The 14,943-nt window shown below is 69.8% G+C and carries 12 protein-coding genes; 9 read left to right on the forward strand and 3 right to left on the reverse strand.

Annotated features, from left to right (window positions below):
* Positions 1-3 precede the first annotated feature (3 nt).
* From ACOACQ_RS12270 to ACOACQ_RS12305, 8 genes are read left to right on the forward strand one after another with little or no spacing between them, the layout of a single operon-like run.
* Positions 4-1,254: an MlaD family protein gene (locus ACOACQ_RS12270; RefSeq protein ID WP_420288365.1), complete on the forward strand. Its 1,251-nt coding sequence runs from the start codon at positions 4-6 to the stop codon at positions 1,252-1,254.
* Positions 1,251-2,675, forward strand: coding sequence for an MlaD family protein (locus ACOACQ_RS12275; protein ID WP_420288366.1), 1,425 nt, complete (start codon positions 1,251-1,253; stop codon positions 2,673-2,675). Before ACOACQ_RS12270 ends, ACOACQ_RS12275 begins: the two co-directional genes overlap by 4 nt.
* Complete coding sequence (locus tag ACOACQ_RS12280; protein ID WP_420288367.1) at positions 2,672-3,979, forward strand: MlaD family protein; 1,308 nt, start codon at positions 2,672-2,674, stop codon at positions 3,977-3,979. The genes ACOACQ_RS12275 and ACOACQ_RS12280 overlap by 4 nt, the downstream gene beginning before the upstream one ends.
* Positions 3,979-5,373: an MlaD family protein gene (locus ACOACQ_RS12285; RefSeq protein WP_378596761.1), complete on the forward strand. Its 1,395-nt coding sequence runs from the start codon at positions 3,979-3,981 to the stop codon at positions 5,371-5,373. The genes ACOACQ_RS12280 and ACOACQ_RS12285 overlap by 1 nt, the downstream gene beginning before the upstream one ends.
* A complete protein-coding gene (locus ACOACQ_RS12290) occupies positions 5,373-6,590 on the forward strand; it encodes an MlaD family protein (protein WP_378596762.1) in 1,218 nt (405 codons plus the stop codon). Before ACOACQ_RS12285 ends, ACOACQ_RS12290 begins: the two co-directional genes overlap by 1 nt.
* Positions 6,587-7,921 (forward strand): MlaD family protein, encoded by a 1,335-nt coding sequence (locus ACOACQ_RS12295; protein WP_378596763.1) that lies wholly within the window; start codon positions 6,587-6,589, stop codon positions 7,919-7,921. The genes ACOACQ_RS12290 and ACOACQ_RS12295 overlap by 4 nt, the downstream gene beginning before the upstream one ends.
* Positions 7,922-7,936: 15 nt before the next feature.
* Positions 7,937-10,231, forward strand: a complete 2,295-nt coding sequence (locus tag ACOACQ_RS12300; protein WP_420288368.1) for an RND transporter — start codon at positions 7,937-7,939, stop codon at positions 10,229-10,231.
* The gene (locus ACOACQ_RS12305; RefSeq protein ID WP_420288369.1) at positions 10,228-11,304 is read left to right on the forward strand and encodes a peptidyl-prolyl cis-trans isomerase; all 1,077 of its coding nucleotides are present in this window, start codon (positions 10,228-10,230) and stop codon (positions 11,302-11,304) included. Before ACOACQ_RS12300 ends, ACOACQ_RS12305 begins: the two co-directional genes overlap by 4 nt.
* On the opposite strand, the gene ACOACQ_RS12310 is transcribed toward ACOACQ_RS12305, so the two are convergent.
* From ACOACQ_RS12310 to ACOACQ_RS12320, 3 genes are read right to left on the reverse strand one after another with little or no spacing between them, the layout of a single operon-like run.
* Positions 11,305-11,928, reverse strand: coding sequence for a TetR/AcrR family transcriptional regulator (locus ACOACQ_RS12310; RefSeq protein ID WP_420288370.1), 624 nt, complete (start codon positions 11,926-11,928; stop codon positions 11,305-11,307). It abuts the gene before it with no gap.
* A 31-nt stretch (positions 11,929-11,959) separates the two neighbouring features.
* Positions 11,960-12,955 carry a spirocyclase AveC family protein gene (locus tag ACOACQ_RS12315; protein WP_378596767.1) on the reverse strand — a complete coding sequence of 332 codons (996 nt, stop codon included), beginning with the start codon at positions 12,953-12,955 and terminating at the stop codon, positions 11,960-11,962.
* A gap of 1 nt (position 12,956) precedes the next feature.
* Entirely contained in the window at positions 12,957-14,246 is a 1,290-nt protein-coding gene (locus ACOACQ_RS12320; protein ID WP_420288371.1) for a TetR/AcrR family transcriptional regulator, read from the reverse strand.
* A gap of 74 nt (positions 14,247-14,320) precedes the next feature.
* On the opposite strand from ACOACQ_RS12320, the gene ACOACQ_RS12325 reads away from it, so the two are divergent.
* Complete coding sequence (locus ACOACQ_RS12325) at positions 14,321-14,938, forward strand: TetR/AcrR family transcriptional regulator (protein WP_378596769.1); 618 nt, start codon at positions 14,321-14,323, stop codon at positions 14,936-14,938.
* The last annotated feature ends 5 nt before the right edge of the window (positions 14,939-14,943 follow it).

Here is a 14,943-nt window from a genome sequence, read left to right on the forward strand (position 1 = left end):
CCCGTGGCTTCTTCTGCTGTGTTCAACAATCTCCGACCCTGGCTGGTCGGCGGCGTCATTGCCGTCGTCGCAGTGGTCGGGCTCAAGTCCGCCTCCGGGGAGGACACCTATCGGCTCGACGTCCTCACCCCCGCCGCTGACGGCGTGAGCACCGGCACCAAGGTCCGGATCGGCGGACAGGACGTCGGCCGGGTTGCCGAGGTCACGGTCGAGGGCAACCAGGCTCGCCTGGCGCTCGACCTCGATCCCGACAGCGCCCCGCTGCACGCGGGAACGACCGTCAATGTGCGGTGGAGCTCCGTGGTCGGCCGACGGTACGTCGACGTGCTGCCCGGTCCGCAGAGCAATCCGGCCCTCCCGGAGGGCAAGCTGCTCAAGGCCGACACCGAACGGGTCGAGCTCGACGACATCGTCAAGGCACTCGACGAGCCCACCCGCGCCAAGGTGAAGAAGCTCGTCGGCCAGCTGGACACCACGCTCAACCGCAGCGACGCCGACCTCAACACCACCCTTGCTGAGGCAGGCCCGTTCGTGGAGGGTCTCGGCGAGATCCTCGAAGGCGTCGGCAAGGACGGCGATGCGATCTCGGCGCTCGTGACCAACTTGCACCAGGTCACGCAGGCGCTGTCGTCGCGGGACGCCGACGTCGCCGGCACGGTGCGCGACCTGCGTGCGCTGGTCGCGGTCGCCGTACGACAGGCCGGGCAGGTGCGGACCGCGCTCGACGAGGTCCCCGCCACCCTGCGTTCGGCGGAGAAGTTCTTCGGGAAGGTGCCCGGCGCGGTCGACGAGACCGTCCCGCTGCTGGAGGACCTCCAGCCGGCCATCGCGAAGCTGCCGTCGGTGGCCAGGCGTCTGGATCCCGTGCTCCGTGACCTCCGGCCGGTGGTCGCCGAGCTGCGCCCCACCCTGAATGCGGCCGACGAGCTGCTCGAGCAGACGCCCGGGCTGTTGTCGATCGCCACGCAGACCGTCCCGGACCTGGAGACCGCGCTCACGCAGCTCCAGCCGGCGGTCAGCTTCCTGCGGCCGTACACGCCCGAGATCGTGGGCTTCCTGACGAACTGGGCGTCGCTGTTCTCGGCGAAGAACGGTGCCGGCCACTTCGGTCGCGCGCTCATCCCGGCGTCGGTCAGCTCGTTCAACAGCAACCCGGGGATCCTGCCCCCCTTCATGTTCCAGGCCAAGGAGCCCGAGCCGGGCTCGCTCATCGAGCAGCCGTGGACCGACGCGAACGGAGATGGTGTCCGATGAGTGCCCCGAACCTGTTCCGCCGCAGTGCCGTCGGAGTGACGGCCGTGGCCGTTGTCGCCGCGGGTCTCGTCCTGTCAGGCGGAGACAACGACGCCAACCAGATCACGACCACCATCGCCGACGCAGGGCAGCTGGAGAAGGGCGCCGAGGTCCGCTCGGCCGGTGTCCGCATCGGTCAGGTCTCCGACATCGTGCTGGTCGGCGACAAGGCCCGGCTCACGATCGAGGTGAACGACGGTGTGCTCCCGCTCCATGATGACGCGACGTTGACCATGCGTCCGGTCAACGTGCTCGGCGAGAACTACATCGACCTCGACGCCGGTTCCGACAAGGCGGCCTTCGCCGACTCCACGGTGATCCCCGAGGAGCGGACGTCGGTGGCCGTGACCTTGCAGGACGTGCTGAACACGTTCGAGGATCCGACCGCCGCAGGACTCGCCTCGCTCGTCACGACCCTCGGCGAGGGCCTCGACGACAACGGTGCCGAGCTGGCCAAGGCGTTGAAGGTGCTCGCGCCGGCCATGCAGGACACCGGCAAGGTCGGCGCCATCCTGTCCGAGCAGAACGAGGTGCTCGCCAGCCTGGTCAAGGCCACCGACCCCGTCACGGCTGCGCTGGCTGCCGACGGCGGGAAGACCCTCGATTCCCTGGTCGAGTCCACTCGGGACACGTTGGCCGCTCTCGGAAATCAGCAGGTGGCGCTCGAGGCAACCCTGCGGGAGCTGCCCGGCACCCTGCTCGCCGCCCAGCGCACGCTCGGCAGGTTCGGCGCGACGGCCCGGGCTGGAACCCCCACCCTCAAGGCCCTGCGGCCGCTGACCGGCGACCTCGAGGACGTGGTCGAGGAGCTGCGCAACTTCGCCGACTCCGCCGACCCGGCACTCGCCTCGCTCAAGCCGGTGCTCGACGAGGCCGACCGGCTGCTCGATGCGGCAGCCCCGGTGATCGCGACGCTGCGTCAGGCAGGTCCGGACCTGGCTTCGACAGCAGCCTCCCTCAAGCCGCTCAGCCGTGCGCTGCTCGACAACCACCTCCAGGACGTCATGGACTTCGTCCGCAAGTGGGCGCTGAGCACCAACGGGCGCGACGGGTTGTCGCACTACTTCCGAGGTGTCGTCTACGTGACGCCCTCGACGCTCAGTCAGCTGGCGCAGTCGCTCGTCCCGGTCGGCGCGTTGCCGAAGGGCTCGGCGCCCGCCGCGAAGGGCAACAAGGCCCCGAACGTGCTGCCCGGCCTTCCGGACCTCGGCAAGACCGTAGACGGGCTTCTGGACGGCCTCGGTGGAAGCCTGCTCGGCCTGCTCGGCAAGCAGCCGCCCAAGGCCTCGGCGAGCTCGGCCACCGACCCGACCAGCGCCCTCGGCCTCACCGCCCTGCAGGAACAGAACCTGCTCGGTCAGCTCCTGGGAGGAAACAAGTGAGCAACCTTCCCGTCCGCCGCCCCGTCCACCGCCCCGTCCACCGAGACGTCGCCCGCAAGGTCGTCGTCGGCGTGGCCATGCTCCTCGCCCTCGTCGTCGTCGGCTGGGTCGGCGGCATCGTCCAGACCGGTGGCGCACTCCCCGGCAAGCGCTACACCGAGGTGAAGGCACAGTTCGAGAACGTCGGCATCCTCAAGACCGCCAAGGACGTCAAGCAGGACGGCCTTCGCGTCGGGACCGTCAGCAAGATCGAGTACGTCGACGGCGTGGCCGAGGTGACGCTACGGCTCGACGGCAAGGTCGACGTCTACCGGGACGCCAGCGCGTTCGTCGGCAACACCTCCGCCCTGGGCAAGAAGTACCTCGGCTTCGACCCGGGCACGCCGGAAGCCGGTGAGCTCGGTGAGCAGGTGATCGCTCTCGAGGCCACCAGGAGCTCCACCTCGCTGGAGGACGTCCTCTCGGCACTCGACCCGAAGACCCGTGCCTCCCTGCAGCACGCCGTGGGCGAGCTTGCCGTGGGCACGACCGGTCACAGCGAGGACCTCAACGCCGTGCTCGCCGCGTCCCCCCACCTGCTCGAGGACCTCGAGACCGTCATGGAGGCTGCGGGCAGCGACCGGATGGACATCGCCGCACTGCTGGTCAGCGCCGACCGTCTCGTCAACCGGTTCAACGGACGCACCGACGAGATCAAGGGTCTGGTCGAGAACGCGGACCGGACCGTGAAGGCGCTCGGCGTCGACAACGGCAAGCCGCTCGCAGAGACCATCGCCAGGCTCCCCGCGGCCCTCACCACGGTGGAGACGGCGCTGGACGACCTCTACGCACCGCTCGGCGACGCCGAGGTTGCCCTGGACGAGCTCGAGCCCGGCGCGCGTGCACTCGGCGGCGCGACCCCCGACCTGCGGGCCTTCCTCCGTGAGTCACCGGACACCCTCGACAAGGTCCCCGGCGTGGCCAAGGCCGCTGATCCGGCCCTGTCCTCGCTGACCGAGACCCTGCAGGACGCCCGGCCGTTGCTGGCTCCCCTCAAGGCGTCGGTCGACAGCCTGGAGCACCTGCTGTACCGCTTCGTGCCGTACACGAACGACGTCGCCCGGTTCTTCTCGCAGAACGACCTCCTGTCGGGAATCCTCGACGGGGACCCGAACCAGCACTACTTCGCCGCGCAGCTGACCGGCGTCGGACTGTTCAGCGTCGCCGGCATCCCGGACCCCCTCTACCGGTCCGAGTTCTACCCGTGCCCCGGCACGTCCTACGACCACGCCACGGTCACCGACTGCAGCGGAGGAGCCAACTGATGTCCAGGCGTCATCCAGCACCCGAGCTCGGAGCGGGCGCGGCTGCCAAGGCCGAGTACGCGAAGGGACGCAACTTCCGGTTGGGCGTGCAGTTCTACGTGCTGCTCGTCCTGGTCCTGGGGCTGCTCGCCGCCAAGGCCGAGATCTCGTCGTACTTCAGCGGGGGCCAGACCATCTCTGCCGAGTTCGCGGACAGCTACAAGCTGCGAGCGAACGATTCATCGGTGAAGATCGCCGGCCTGACGGTGGGCACCGTGACGGACATCGAACGGACCGACGAGGGGACCAGCATCGTGACGATGAAGGTCGAGGAGGCCGCGCTCGCGACGGTGGGCTCCAAGCCGATCGCCAGGATCGAGCCGCGCACGCTGCTCGGTGGTCGCTATGCCATCGAGTTGCACGCGGGTGGCGGCGAGGGCAGGTTCGACGGGGTCATTCCGCTGGCTCGCACGTCTGCGCCGGTCGAGCTCGATCGCATCGCCGAGGCGCTGCCGGCCACCGCTCGTGAGGCGCTGCAGGGCCTGAGCGGTTCTGCGGCCGAGACGCTGGAGCAGAGCGACGACGAGCTCAACGCGCTGCTCAAGACGGCGCCCGGCGTCCTGGACCCTGGCGCAGACGTGGTGAAAGCGGCCCGTGGCAGCCGCCCCGGCACCGACCTGCCCGCCCTGGTGGCGGACCTCGACACCACGGCCGACGTGCTGACGCGCCGCGACGGACAGCTCAAGGACATCGCGCGCAACCTCAACGTCGCGAGTGGTGTCCTCGCCGAGCGGCGGGGGGAGCTCTCCGAGACGCTGGCCGACCTGCCCGCCACCATCCACCAGACCCACGTCGGGCTGGACGGCCTGACGGACACCGTCACCGAGCTCGAGGGCACCGCGGCCGAGCTGCGCCCCTCCGCTCCCGAGATCGCTGACCTGATCGAGGAGCTCGACCCGTTGCTGAAGGATGCTGTCCCGCTGATGGCTGACCTCAAGCCCCTGCTGCGTGATGCTCGTCCAGCGGTCCAGGACCTGGTCCCGACGGCCGCTCGCGCGACCGGAGTCCTGAAGAACCTGCACGGACCGGTGCTGGACCGGGTCAACGGTCCGGTGTCCGACTTCGTGCTCAGCCCGTGGAAGGGCGAGGGCAAGTACGACGGCGGCGGGGGCGGTTACCTCGCCGACCACAAGTTCTACGAGGAGCTGGCCTACATGGCGACCAACATCGACCGGGCGTCGATGTCCCAGGACCAGCGGGGATCCACGCTTGCCTTCCAGGCTGGTGTCGGGCTCAGCTCGCTGTCCGGCCTTCCGTTCGACCTGGACAGCCTGGTCACCCTGGCGCTGGACCAGGCAGGCATCACCGGCGCGCTGCGCTCGTCGGTCTTCGAGAACCTGGGGCTCGTGCCGTGATGAAGTTCGAGACCGCCATCGAGCGGATGAGGAACACGCCGGGCCTGGGCCGCGACGTCGTACTGCTGGTGTCGCTGCTGGTGGCCGGAGTCGTCGTGATGAGCTACATCTTCGGGCAGTACCAGGTCATCAAGCCCTGGGACGACAACTACAGGTTCGCTGCCGAGTTCGACGAGGCACCCGCGATCCAGCTGGCCAGTCGCCAGGAGGTCCGGATCGCCGGCGTCACCGTCGGCCGGGTCACCGACGCTGCACCGACCGATGGTGGCAACGCCCGGCTGACGTTCACCCTGGACGAGGGGCACGAGGTCTACCAGAACGCGAAGCTGGTGCTGCGGTCCAAGACCCCGCTCAACGTGATGTACGTGATGCTCGATCCGGGTGACCCGTCGGCGGGCAAGCTGGCCGAGGGCGGTGTCATCCCGGTGTCGCAGACCCAGCGGGTGCTGCAGCCCTACGAGCTGCTCGATGAGCTCGATGACCGGGCGCGGGCTGCCCTGACGGACCTGGTCACCCAGGCCGATGTCGCGCTCGCCTCCGCGCCGACGGACCTTGCACCCGGCGTCAAGGCCATGGACAAGGCCGCCAACAACTTCACCGGAGTCATCGAGGCCTTGCAGACGCGCCGGGCGAACCTGCGCCACCTGGTCACGTCCGTGTCCCAGATCGCCACGGCAGCGGGTGAGGACGACAAGCGCCTCGACGAGCTGGTCAACGCGCTCCAGGACACCCTGGCAGTCGTCAGCGCCCGCGACGCCGAGCTCAGCACCTCGCTGGCCCGGCTGCCCGGCGTGACCACGACGCTGCGCAAGGCGATGACGGATGCGAAGAAGCTCACCGACGAGCTGAGCCCGGTGCTGCGCAAGCTGCACGATTCGGCAGAGGACCTGCCGGGCACCATCAAGGGTCTGTCGAACACGGTCAGCAACGCGCGCGACCTGGTCGCCAAGGCCGGACCTGTCGTCCGCGAGGCCCGCCCGGTCGTCGCCGACCTGCGGCCGCTGACCCGCAACCTGAGCTCGGCGCTGGCCGACCTCAGCCCGGTCTTCGCCAACCTGCCGCAAGCAACCGAGCGCCTCGTGCCGTGGCTCGACGACCTCGGCGGCTTCGTCTACAACACGTCCTCCTCCTTCAGCCTCGGAGACGTCAACGGCGGCCTCGGTCGCGCCAACGTCGTCGTGAAGGTCACCGATCCCACCGGAGGTGGTCTGTCGTGAGTCCCAGTGCAGCAGTCAGGAACGGCGTCGGAGCGGTCGTGCACGACCCGCGCCTGCGGACCGTCGTCCTGTTCGCCCTCGCCTGTGTCCTCGGGTTCGGCTTCCTGTGGGTCAAGGCCGGTGGGCAGATCCCGATCGTCGCCGACCGCGGCGGCTACGAGATCACCTTCCAGTCACAAGACGTCAAGAACCTCAAGGAGTTCGGTGAGGTCCGGATCGCCGGCGTGCGCGTCGGACGTGTGGAGTCGACCGAGCAGGACGGCGATCACGTCAAGGTCACGATCAGCATCGAGGAGCAGGCCGCGCCACTGCACGAGGGAGCGAACGTCCGGATCGGCGTCAAGTCGCTCGTCGGCTCCTCGTTCGTCGAGGTGGTCGACGGCGAGGGCGGCGAGCTCGAGGACGAGACCGTCCTCGACCGTGCCGCGGTCACGCCGTCGGTCGACGTCGACGAGCTCCTCGACACCCTCGACGAACCCACCCGGGTGCACCTGAGCAGCGCCGTCCAGGCCCTCGACACGGCCACCCGTGGGCGCGGCGCGGACCTCGACGGACTGATGACCGGTCTCGGGCACGTCGGGACCGAGGGCAGCACCGTCCTCGACGCCCTCGCGAAGCAGAGCGACGACCTCCAGGAGCTCAGCGTCGAGGCGCGCCTCCTGCTCGATGCCCTCGACACCGGACAGGGCCAGATCGTGGGTCTGGTCAGCGATGCCCAGGAGCTCACCCAGGCGACCGCCGACAACCAGGACAAGATCGAGGAGACGGTGCGGTTGCTGCCGTCGGTCGTCGCGAACGTCGACACCGCCGCGGGCAAGCTCAGCGAGCTGAGCGTCCCGTTGACCCCGATCGCTGCCGACCTCCGCGCCGCCTCGCCGTACCTGTCCCGGGCGCTGACCAACCTGCGCCCGGTCTCGCGCGACCTGCGCGCGCTGCTGCCCGACCTGGACGGAGTCCTGGCATCGGCACCGGCGACGCTCACCAAGGTCAAGCCGTTCGGCACCACCGTGCAGCACCTGGTGCCCGATGCCCAGCGGACCCTGGCCGATGTCCAGCCGATGCTCAGCTACCTGGCGCCGTACGGCCTCGACCTGGGTGCGTTGTTCGCCAGCTTCGGCGGGTCGTTCGACGTCCGCGCCGAGGACGGCATCATCCCGATCCGGCTCACGGCAACGGCCGAGGGCCCCGGAACGGTGCGCGGCAACCCGCTGAAGATCGTCTCCAGCGAAAAGGGCGGTCTGATGTGGAACAACCCGTACCCGCTGCCCGGCAATGTCGACCAGCCCCGGCCGTTCGGCAAGGGCGACTACCCCCGGGTCGAGAAGCGCTGATCAGGTGATGGGGTCGTGATCGATCGAAGCGGTGACACCGGTTCCCGGCAGCGTCGTCAGTGGACGGCGTTGCTGGGGGCCCTCGCCCTGGGTGCGGTGATCGTGCTCGGCCTGTTGCGGGTCGAGATCGACACGAGCACCGCTTCGTTCCTGCCCGCGGGCGATCCCGTCGAGAAGGCGCTCGCTGCCAAGGCGGACGACTTCGGGGGAGACCCCGTCATCGTCGTCCTCGAGACCAGCGAACCGCGTGCGCTGTTCAACGACCCGGAAGCGCTGGTGCGGCTGGTAGGACTCGAGGGTCAGTTGGCGAACCTGCCCGACGTCGCCGCGGTCTACGGACCTGGCACGGTCCTGAACCAGACCGCCGGTGCGGCCCAGGACATGCTCGCCCAGATCTCCGGCCGGCGCGACGGCTACCGCCAGGAAGTCATGGCCAGGGCCCGCGAGCGCGGGATCCCCGAGAACAAGGTCAAGGAGCTCGGCGAGGCCGCGCTCGCCCGCTTCGACGAGCGGTACGGCGCACTGATGGTGCAGGGCCTGCCGGCCGGGCTGCCCACGCTGAAGAACCCGCGCTTCGTGCAGACCGTCCTCTTCGAGGAGGAGAACCTCGAGGCCCGTCCGCAGTGGCGCTACCTGGTGCCCTCCCCGACCAGCGTGACCGTCCTCGTCCGTCCGCGAGCCGGGCTCGACGCCGAAGGCACCACTCGACTGGTCGACGGAGTGCGATCGGCCGTCAAGGACGTCGACCTCGAGCTCAGCCGCACCACCGTCACCGGCGCACCGGTGGTCGCATCCGGCCTCGCCGACCGCGGCCGTGCCGAGCTCCCGGTCCTCGGCGCCGTCGCTGTCGGTGCCGTCGGCCTCATCTTCCTGTTCGTGGGCTGGACCTCCCGACGTCGTTCGCGCCTGCGGCCCACCGCCGCAGCCCTCGTCGGTACGGCGGCCACCCTCTCCTGCTTCGGATGGGCCGGCCAGCCACTGTCCCTCGGAGTGGTCGCCTTCCTGCCGATCCTGCTCGGCATCGGCAGCGACTTCCCGCTCTACCTCTCCCGCGGCAGGTCCGACCGGGCCGTCCTGGTGACCGCCCTGGCCGCGATGCTGGGCTTCGGGTCACTGGCCCTGTCGCCGCTCCCGTTCGTTCGCGAGCTGGGCATCGCCCTGGCCGTGGGCATCCTGCTCACCGTCGCCACGGCCCTCGCGGTCCGGTGGCACTTCGGTCCCGTCCCGGACCCGGCGCCGGCGAAGCGCACGTCCGCTGACGGTCCGGCGTTCTCCTGGCCCCGGGCCGGCCTGGGACGCGGCATCGTCACGGCCGCCCTCGTCGTCACCGCGGGACTTGGTTGGATCGCCCTGTCCGGACTGGCGGTCGAAGCCCAACCCGACGAGCTGGCCGCCGGACTTCCCGAGCTCGATGACGCCCAGTACGCCGAGGACCTGCTCGGATCCGCGGGCGAGGTGAGCCTGGTGATCAAGGCCGAGGACGTCACGTCTCCGGAGGTCCTGGCCTGGAGCCAGCACGCCCAGACCCGGATCGTCACCGAGCTCGGCGACCGCGTGCACCCGGTCCTCAGCGTCGCTGACCTGCTCCGCTTCCTCGGCGCCGAGCCGACCGCAGACCAGATCAAGGCCGCCGTCGCCGTCATGCCGCGCTACCTCTCCTCGGCAGTGCTCCGGTCCGACCGCGCCGAAGGAGTCGTGGTCCTCGCCGTCGAGTTCGACGACGTCGCCGGACTCAGCGACCTGCTCGACGACCTCGACGAGGCGGTCGGCACCCCGCCCGACGGGGTCGAGGTCGACACCGTCGGCCTCCCCGTCTCCGCGGCCCGTGGCCTGGAGCTCGTCGGCGACGGACGGCTGTGGATCAACCTCGCCGGCATCGGGCTCGCCGGCGCCGCGATCTGGATCGGACTCCGCTCCCGCGACGACGCGATGAGGGCCGTGCTGACCGTGGTCGTGTCGACCGGCTGGGTCGCACTCCTCGCCGCCGCGACCACCGGCTCCCTGAACCCGCTCACCATCGCGCTCGGATCCCTCGTGACCGCGACCGGTTGTGAGTTCTCCGTGATGTTGCGACGAGGGGCCGATCTTCGCGCCGTCGGAACAGCCGCTCTCGCCGGCACCACCGGCTACCTGGTGCTCGCTCTGTCGGAGCTGGCGGTGCTCCGCGACTTCGGCCTGCTGCTCGCCGGTGGCGTGGTGTGCTCCTTCGTGGCCGCGTTGCTCGTCGACCGGGTGGTCCTGCGCGAGAACCCCGAGGACGCGGAACAGGCCGACGTACCCGAAAAAGAACTGGTGGAGGTGTCGTCGTGATCGACAGGCTCAAGCAGGTGCTCGGCACGACTCGTGGCCGACTGGTCACCGGTGTCCTGGCGATTGCCCTGGCTGGGGGCGGGATCGCCTTCGGAGTGGCGCAGGCCGATGACCTGCCGGAGGGCGCCGCGTTCCGGTACGGCGACCGCGTGGTCACCACGACCCAGCTCGACGACCGGCTCGAGGTCCTCGAGGCGTTGTACGGCGTGAAGCGTCCCGACGACGCCTCGAGGACGGACGACTTCAACCGCGACTCCGCGAAGTCGATGGTCGTGAGCCTGGTGCTCGCGGACGCCGCCGCGAAGCGCGACATCGTGATCTCCGACAAGGAAGCGCAGACCGAGCTCGACAAGCTCATCGACCAGCAGCTCACGGGCGGTCGCGACGCGTTCGTCGAGTTCCTCTCGACCAGCGGGATCTCGGAACGCGACGTGCTCGACGAGATCCGCGCACAGCTCGCCACGTCCCGGCTCGTCGACGAGGTGACAGCGGACGTCCCGGAGGCGACCGAGGCCGAGGCGCAGAAGAAGTACGACGACAACGAGGGCGACATGGTCACCCCGGAGGGGCGCCAGCTCGTCAACGTCGTCGTCGAGACCCGCGCCGATGCGGACCGCGTGGCCCGCCTGGCCCGCAAGTCCGGCAAGCTCGGCCCGCTCGCGGCCACGTGGTCGCTCGACGGCAGCACCAAGGACGACGGCGGTCGACTTGGCCTCGTCACCGCCGACCAGCTGGAGGACGGCTACGGGAAGATTGCCTTCTCGGCAGCCGTGGGCGAGATCTTCGGCCCGGTCAGGACCAGCTACGGCTGGAACGTCGGCCAGGTCGCCGAAGTGGTGAAGGCACGACCCGTGAGCTTCGAGGACGTCAAGGGCGAGATCGTCCAGCGCCTCTCGGCCGAGGCCAGCCTGAAGGTGTGGCGCGACTTCCTCGCCGAGGAGCTCAAGCGCGCCGACGTCGAGTACGCCGACGGGTACCTCCCCGACGACCCGGCCTCGCCGCCGGCGAGCTCCACCCCGTCGCCCGCGAACCAGACGCCCTCAGCACCGCAGACCCCCGCAGCGACGGAGTGATCAGCCGCCGAGGCCCTGGCGGAGGAGGAAGCGGGTCTGGGCGATGACCTTCGTGATGGAGGAGCGCCCCGGGGTCCACCAGTCCATCGTGCTGTTCAAGGCACCGATCGTCAGGTGTCGCGCGATGGTCAGGTCGACGCCGGCGTCCAGCAGCCCGGCCTTCTGGGCCTCGCGCAGCTGGGTGGTCCACACCTTGTGATAGCGCTGCATGACCGCAACGTGGCGCAGCGGGATGTCCTCGGGGAACTGGTCTCCGTTGCGGAGCACGGCGCGGGCGTAGTCGGGAGCCGTCATCGTGAACCGGAGATGGGCCTCGGTCATGGCGTCGATGCGGTCCAGCGGACCGGCGTCGGCCGGGAGCTCAGCGATCGCCGCGTTCACCTTCTCCAGCAACGTGGTGGCCCCGGTTGCGGCGACCTCCTCGATGAGGTCCTCACGGCTGGCGAAGTAGTAGTAGATCGCCGGGGCCTGGATGTCGGCCTCGCGCGCGACGTCCGTCAGCTTCGTGCCGGAGTAGCCCTCCCGGGCGAGCACCCGGGCCGCGGCGTCGAGCACCCGCGCGCGGGTGGCCTCGGACTTCGCCGTCGTCGTCCGATCGGCCCGTCCGCCGCCCTTGCCTGCCATGGTCGCAAGTCTAGGGACGCCGGACCGCCGGCTACGGGAGGGTCAGCCCCGCTGGTGCGAGATAGCTGGGCAGGTCGGCGAACGAGTCGCCCGTCAGGCTGATCCAGTTGAACGGCAGGTGGTAGCACATCATCAGGACCACGGCGCAGAACCCGATCGCAGCGAGCATGCGCACGATCAGTCGGTACGACGCCGGTACGGACAGCACGCCGCGCTCGATGACCGACAGGCCGTCGGCGTCCCAGTCCGCCGACCAGCGTGCGTAGGTGAAGCACATCGCAATGCAGGCGACGAGGAAGGTCTCGTAGAGAGGGAACTGGTGCTGCTCCCCGTCCCAGATCGTCAGTGGGCCGTTGGTCTGGACGAAGGAGTACGCCTCGGTGGTGCGGATGATGACGTTCTCGACGACGAAGTCGAAGGCCAGGTCGCCGACGAAGAGGATTGCCAGGATGCCCTGGGTCGACAGCCCTGGCCACCTGGCCCGGAGTCGACGAGCAGCCAACGTGTTCACGAAACCGAGCGCTGAGCAGAAGTAGATGTACATCGGCATCCCCCACAGCAGCGCCTCTGCGTAGTGGCTGGGCACGGAGTCGTCGTGGAAGGGCAGCGAGGAGGACCAGGCGCCGAGGTTCACCGAGTGGGAGTTGAAGGCGAACAGGAAGGACTGCGTGTTCAGCCAGCAGTCCATCACGAACGCGCTGACGCCACCGAGCAGGAGCAGCGCATCGAAGGTGATGTGCCGGGTGCGCCGCCACGGCTTCCAGGCCAGGAAGTAGACGGCGATCGCCAGCACGCCGGTGCTGATCGCCTCGACGATCCGTAGTCCGATGAGCTTGCCGGCGTCCATCTGGTCCGGGCCGCGGACCTCGGGAGGTCCGAAGTCGTCGCCGGTGACCCAGCCGTAGAGGGTCACGACGGCGACGATCGCCCAGACGACGCCGATGCCCGCCCAGACGAACACCGGTTTGCTCGCCGGTCGCGTGGCAGGGGTGATCTGCTCGATGTCGAGCCGGGCCAGCTGAGCCATGTCAGTCTCCTCGAGGTGGTGCGGTGGTCAGGGGTGACGGGAACAGTCCGTTTCCGAGCAGGCCCTGGGCCGCCAGGACCAGCCGGTCGACAGGGACGTCCGGGTGCCACCACTCCGGGACCCAGTTCAGCGCTCCCAGGACGAGCATCCGGGTGATGGTCGGGTCGAGGCCCGGGCGCAGGAGCCCCATCGCGGCGGCGTCCTCGAGCGGCGCGTGCCACAGGGCGTGCAGGCGGTCGCCCTCGACCCGGAGGGCAGCGCGGATGGGCGCCGGTACCTGTCCCGCGTTGCGGGTCACAGCGGTCGCGAAGTCACTGAGCTCGAGCTCCACCCGCAGGTAGGCCTCGGTGAGTGCGGCCACGTGGTGCCGGGGATCCGCGTCTGCCGGGAGCGCCTCGACCGCGTCGCGCATGTGGTGGCCGACAGCGCGCTGGCCGAGCGAGAGCACCTCGGTGATCAGGGCGTCGCGCGACGTGAAGTAGTGGTAGATCGCTGGCGCCTGCACGGTGGCGCGTTCGGCGATCTCCGACAAGTGGCACTTCGAGTAGCCCCGGGCCCGCAGGGTGGCGGCCGTCGCCGCCAGGATCCGGTCGCGAGTCTCGGAGGACACCGGGGCAGTCGGGGGCGCGGCGGGGGCAGCGGATGCCGGAGCGGTGCCGGCAGGGCCGAGCAGGCCGTGCCGCACCAGCAGGCAGGCATGGTCGATGACCGTCTGGAGGTCGTCGCGGTGCGGGCGCCACCACTCCACCGTCCCGTTGAGGGCCCCGATCGTCAGCATCACGCCGAGACGTCGGTCGGCGTCGGGGGCCAGACCACCCTCGTTGGCAGCGGCGTCGACGAGGTCGAGCCACAGCTGGCGGTAGGCGCGGAACTCCTGGCGCTGCCGCTCGCGGATCTCTGGGGTCACCTGGCCGGCGTTGCGGATCGAGGCCTGCGTGTAGTCGGAGATCTCCAGCTCGTAGCGCAGATGCATCTCCACGGCCAGCAGGAGGCGGTCGACCGCGGGGACCTCGTCGCCGGCGGCGAGCAGGGTCTCCTCGACGTGGCGTCGCAGTCGGGCCATGCCGAACCAGAGCACTTCCTCGACCAGTACCTCGCGGGACGCGAAGTAGTAGTAGATGCCAGCGGGCCGGACGTCCGCGGCCTTCGCGACGTCCGAGATCCGCAGGCCGCCGTACCCCTTCTCGGCGAGGAGCCGGGCCGCTGCGTCGAGGATGCGGGTGGCCGTGCCACCGGGGCGGTGCTCGACCACCTGCGCGATCCCTGCACGTTCCTGGGTGGAGGTCACCACGACGCACTCACCGCCCGGGCCGACAAGTCGTACACGGTGTTCGATTCGGTCCCGCGGGTCGGTAGGGTTCCCGCATGGCGCGCGTGAAGGAGTCGGCGAATCCGCTGCAGCCCTCCCGGGAGAAGCGGCGGCTGGTCCTGGCTCGCCACTTCATCGGGGTGGTCGCACCGCTGCTCGAGGCGGGGGAGCAGTACTCCGACCTCAGCGTCGAGCGACTGATCACGGCCGTCGGTGTGTCGCGCTCGACGTTCTACTCCTACTTCTCCGACAAGGCAGCCCTGTTGGCGGCGATGGCCGAGGACGTGACGATCGACCTCGCCGAGGCGGGGGCTCCGTGGTTCGAGCTGGGAGTTCCGGACAGTCCGGATGCCGTGCGCGATGCACTGCGGCCGCTGTTCGTGACCTACCGCGAGCACCGTCAGATCCTGCGTTCGATCACCGACGCGGCGTCGTACGACCCGGGTATCCGTGAGTTGCACTCGGCGCTCGTCGCGCGGGCGACCGACGGACTCACGCTCCATCTGCGGGCCCTGGTCCGAGCGGACCTCGACGCGGACCGCACGGGGCAGTGGCTGGTCTGGATGCTCGAGCGCGGGCTGTACCACCTGGTTGCCGACGCCAGTGGCGACGAGAGCGAACGGCAGCTCGAGGCCGTCGCGAACCTCATGTGGAGCGCCCTCTACGCCGAATGACGAAC

The sequence above is a fragment of the Nocardioides sp. CPCC 206347 genome (assembly GCF_048654605.1).
In the GTDB taxonomy this organism is placed as follows: Bacteria; Actinomycetota; Actinomycetes; order Propionibacteriales; family Nocardioidaceae; genus Nocardioides.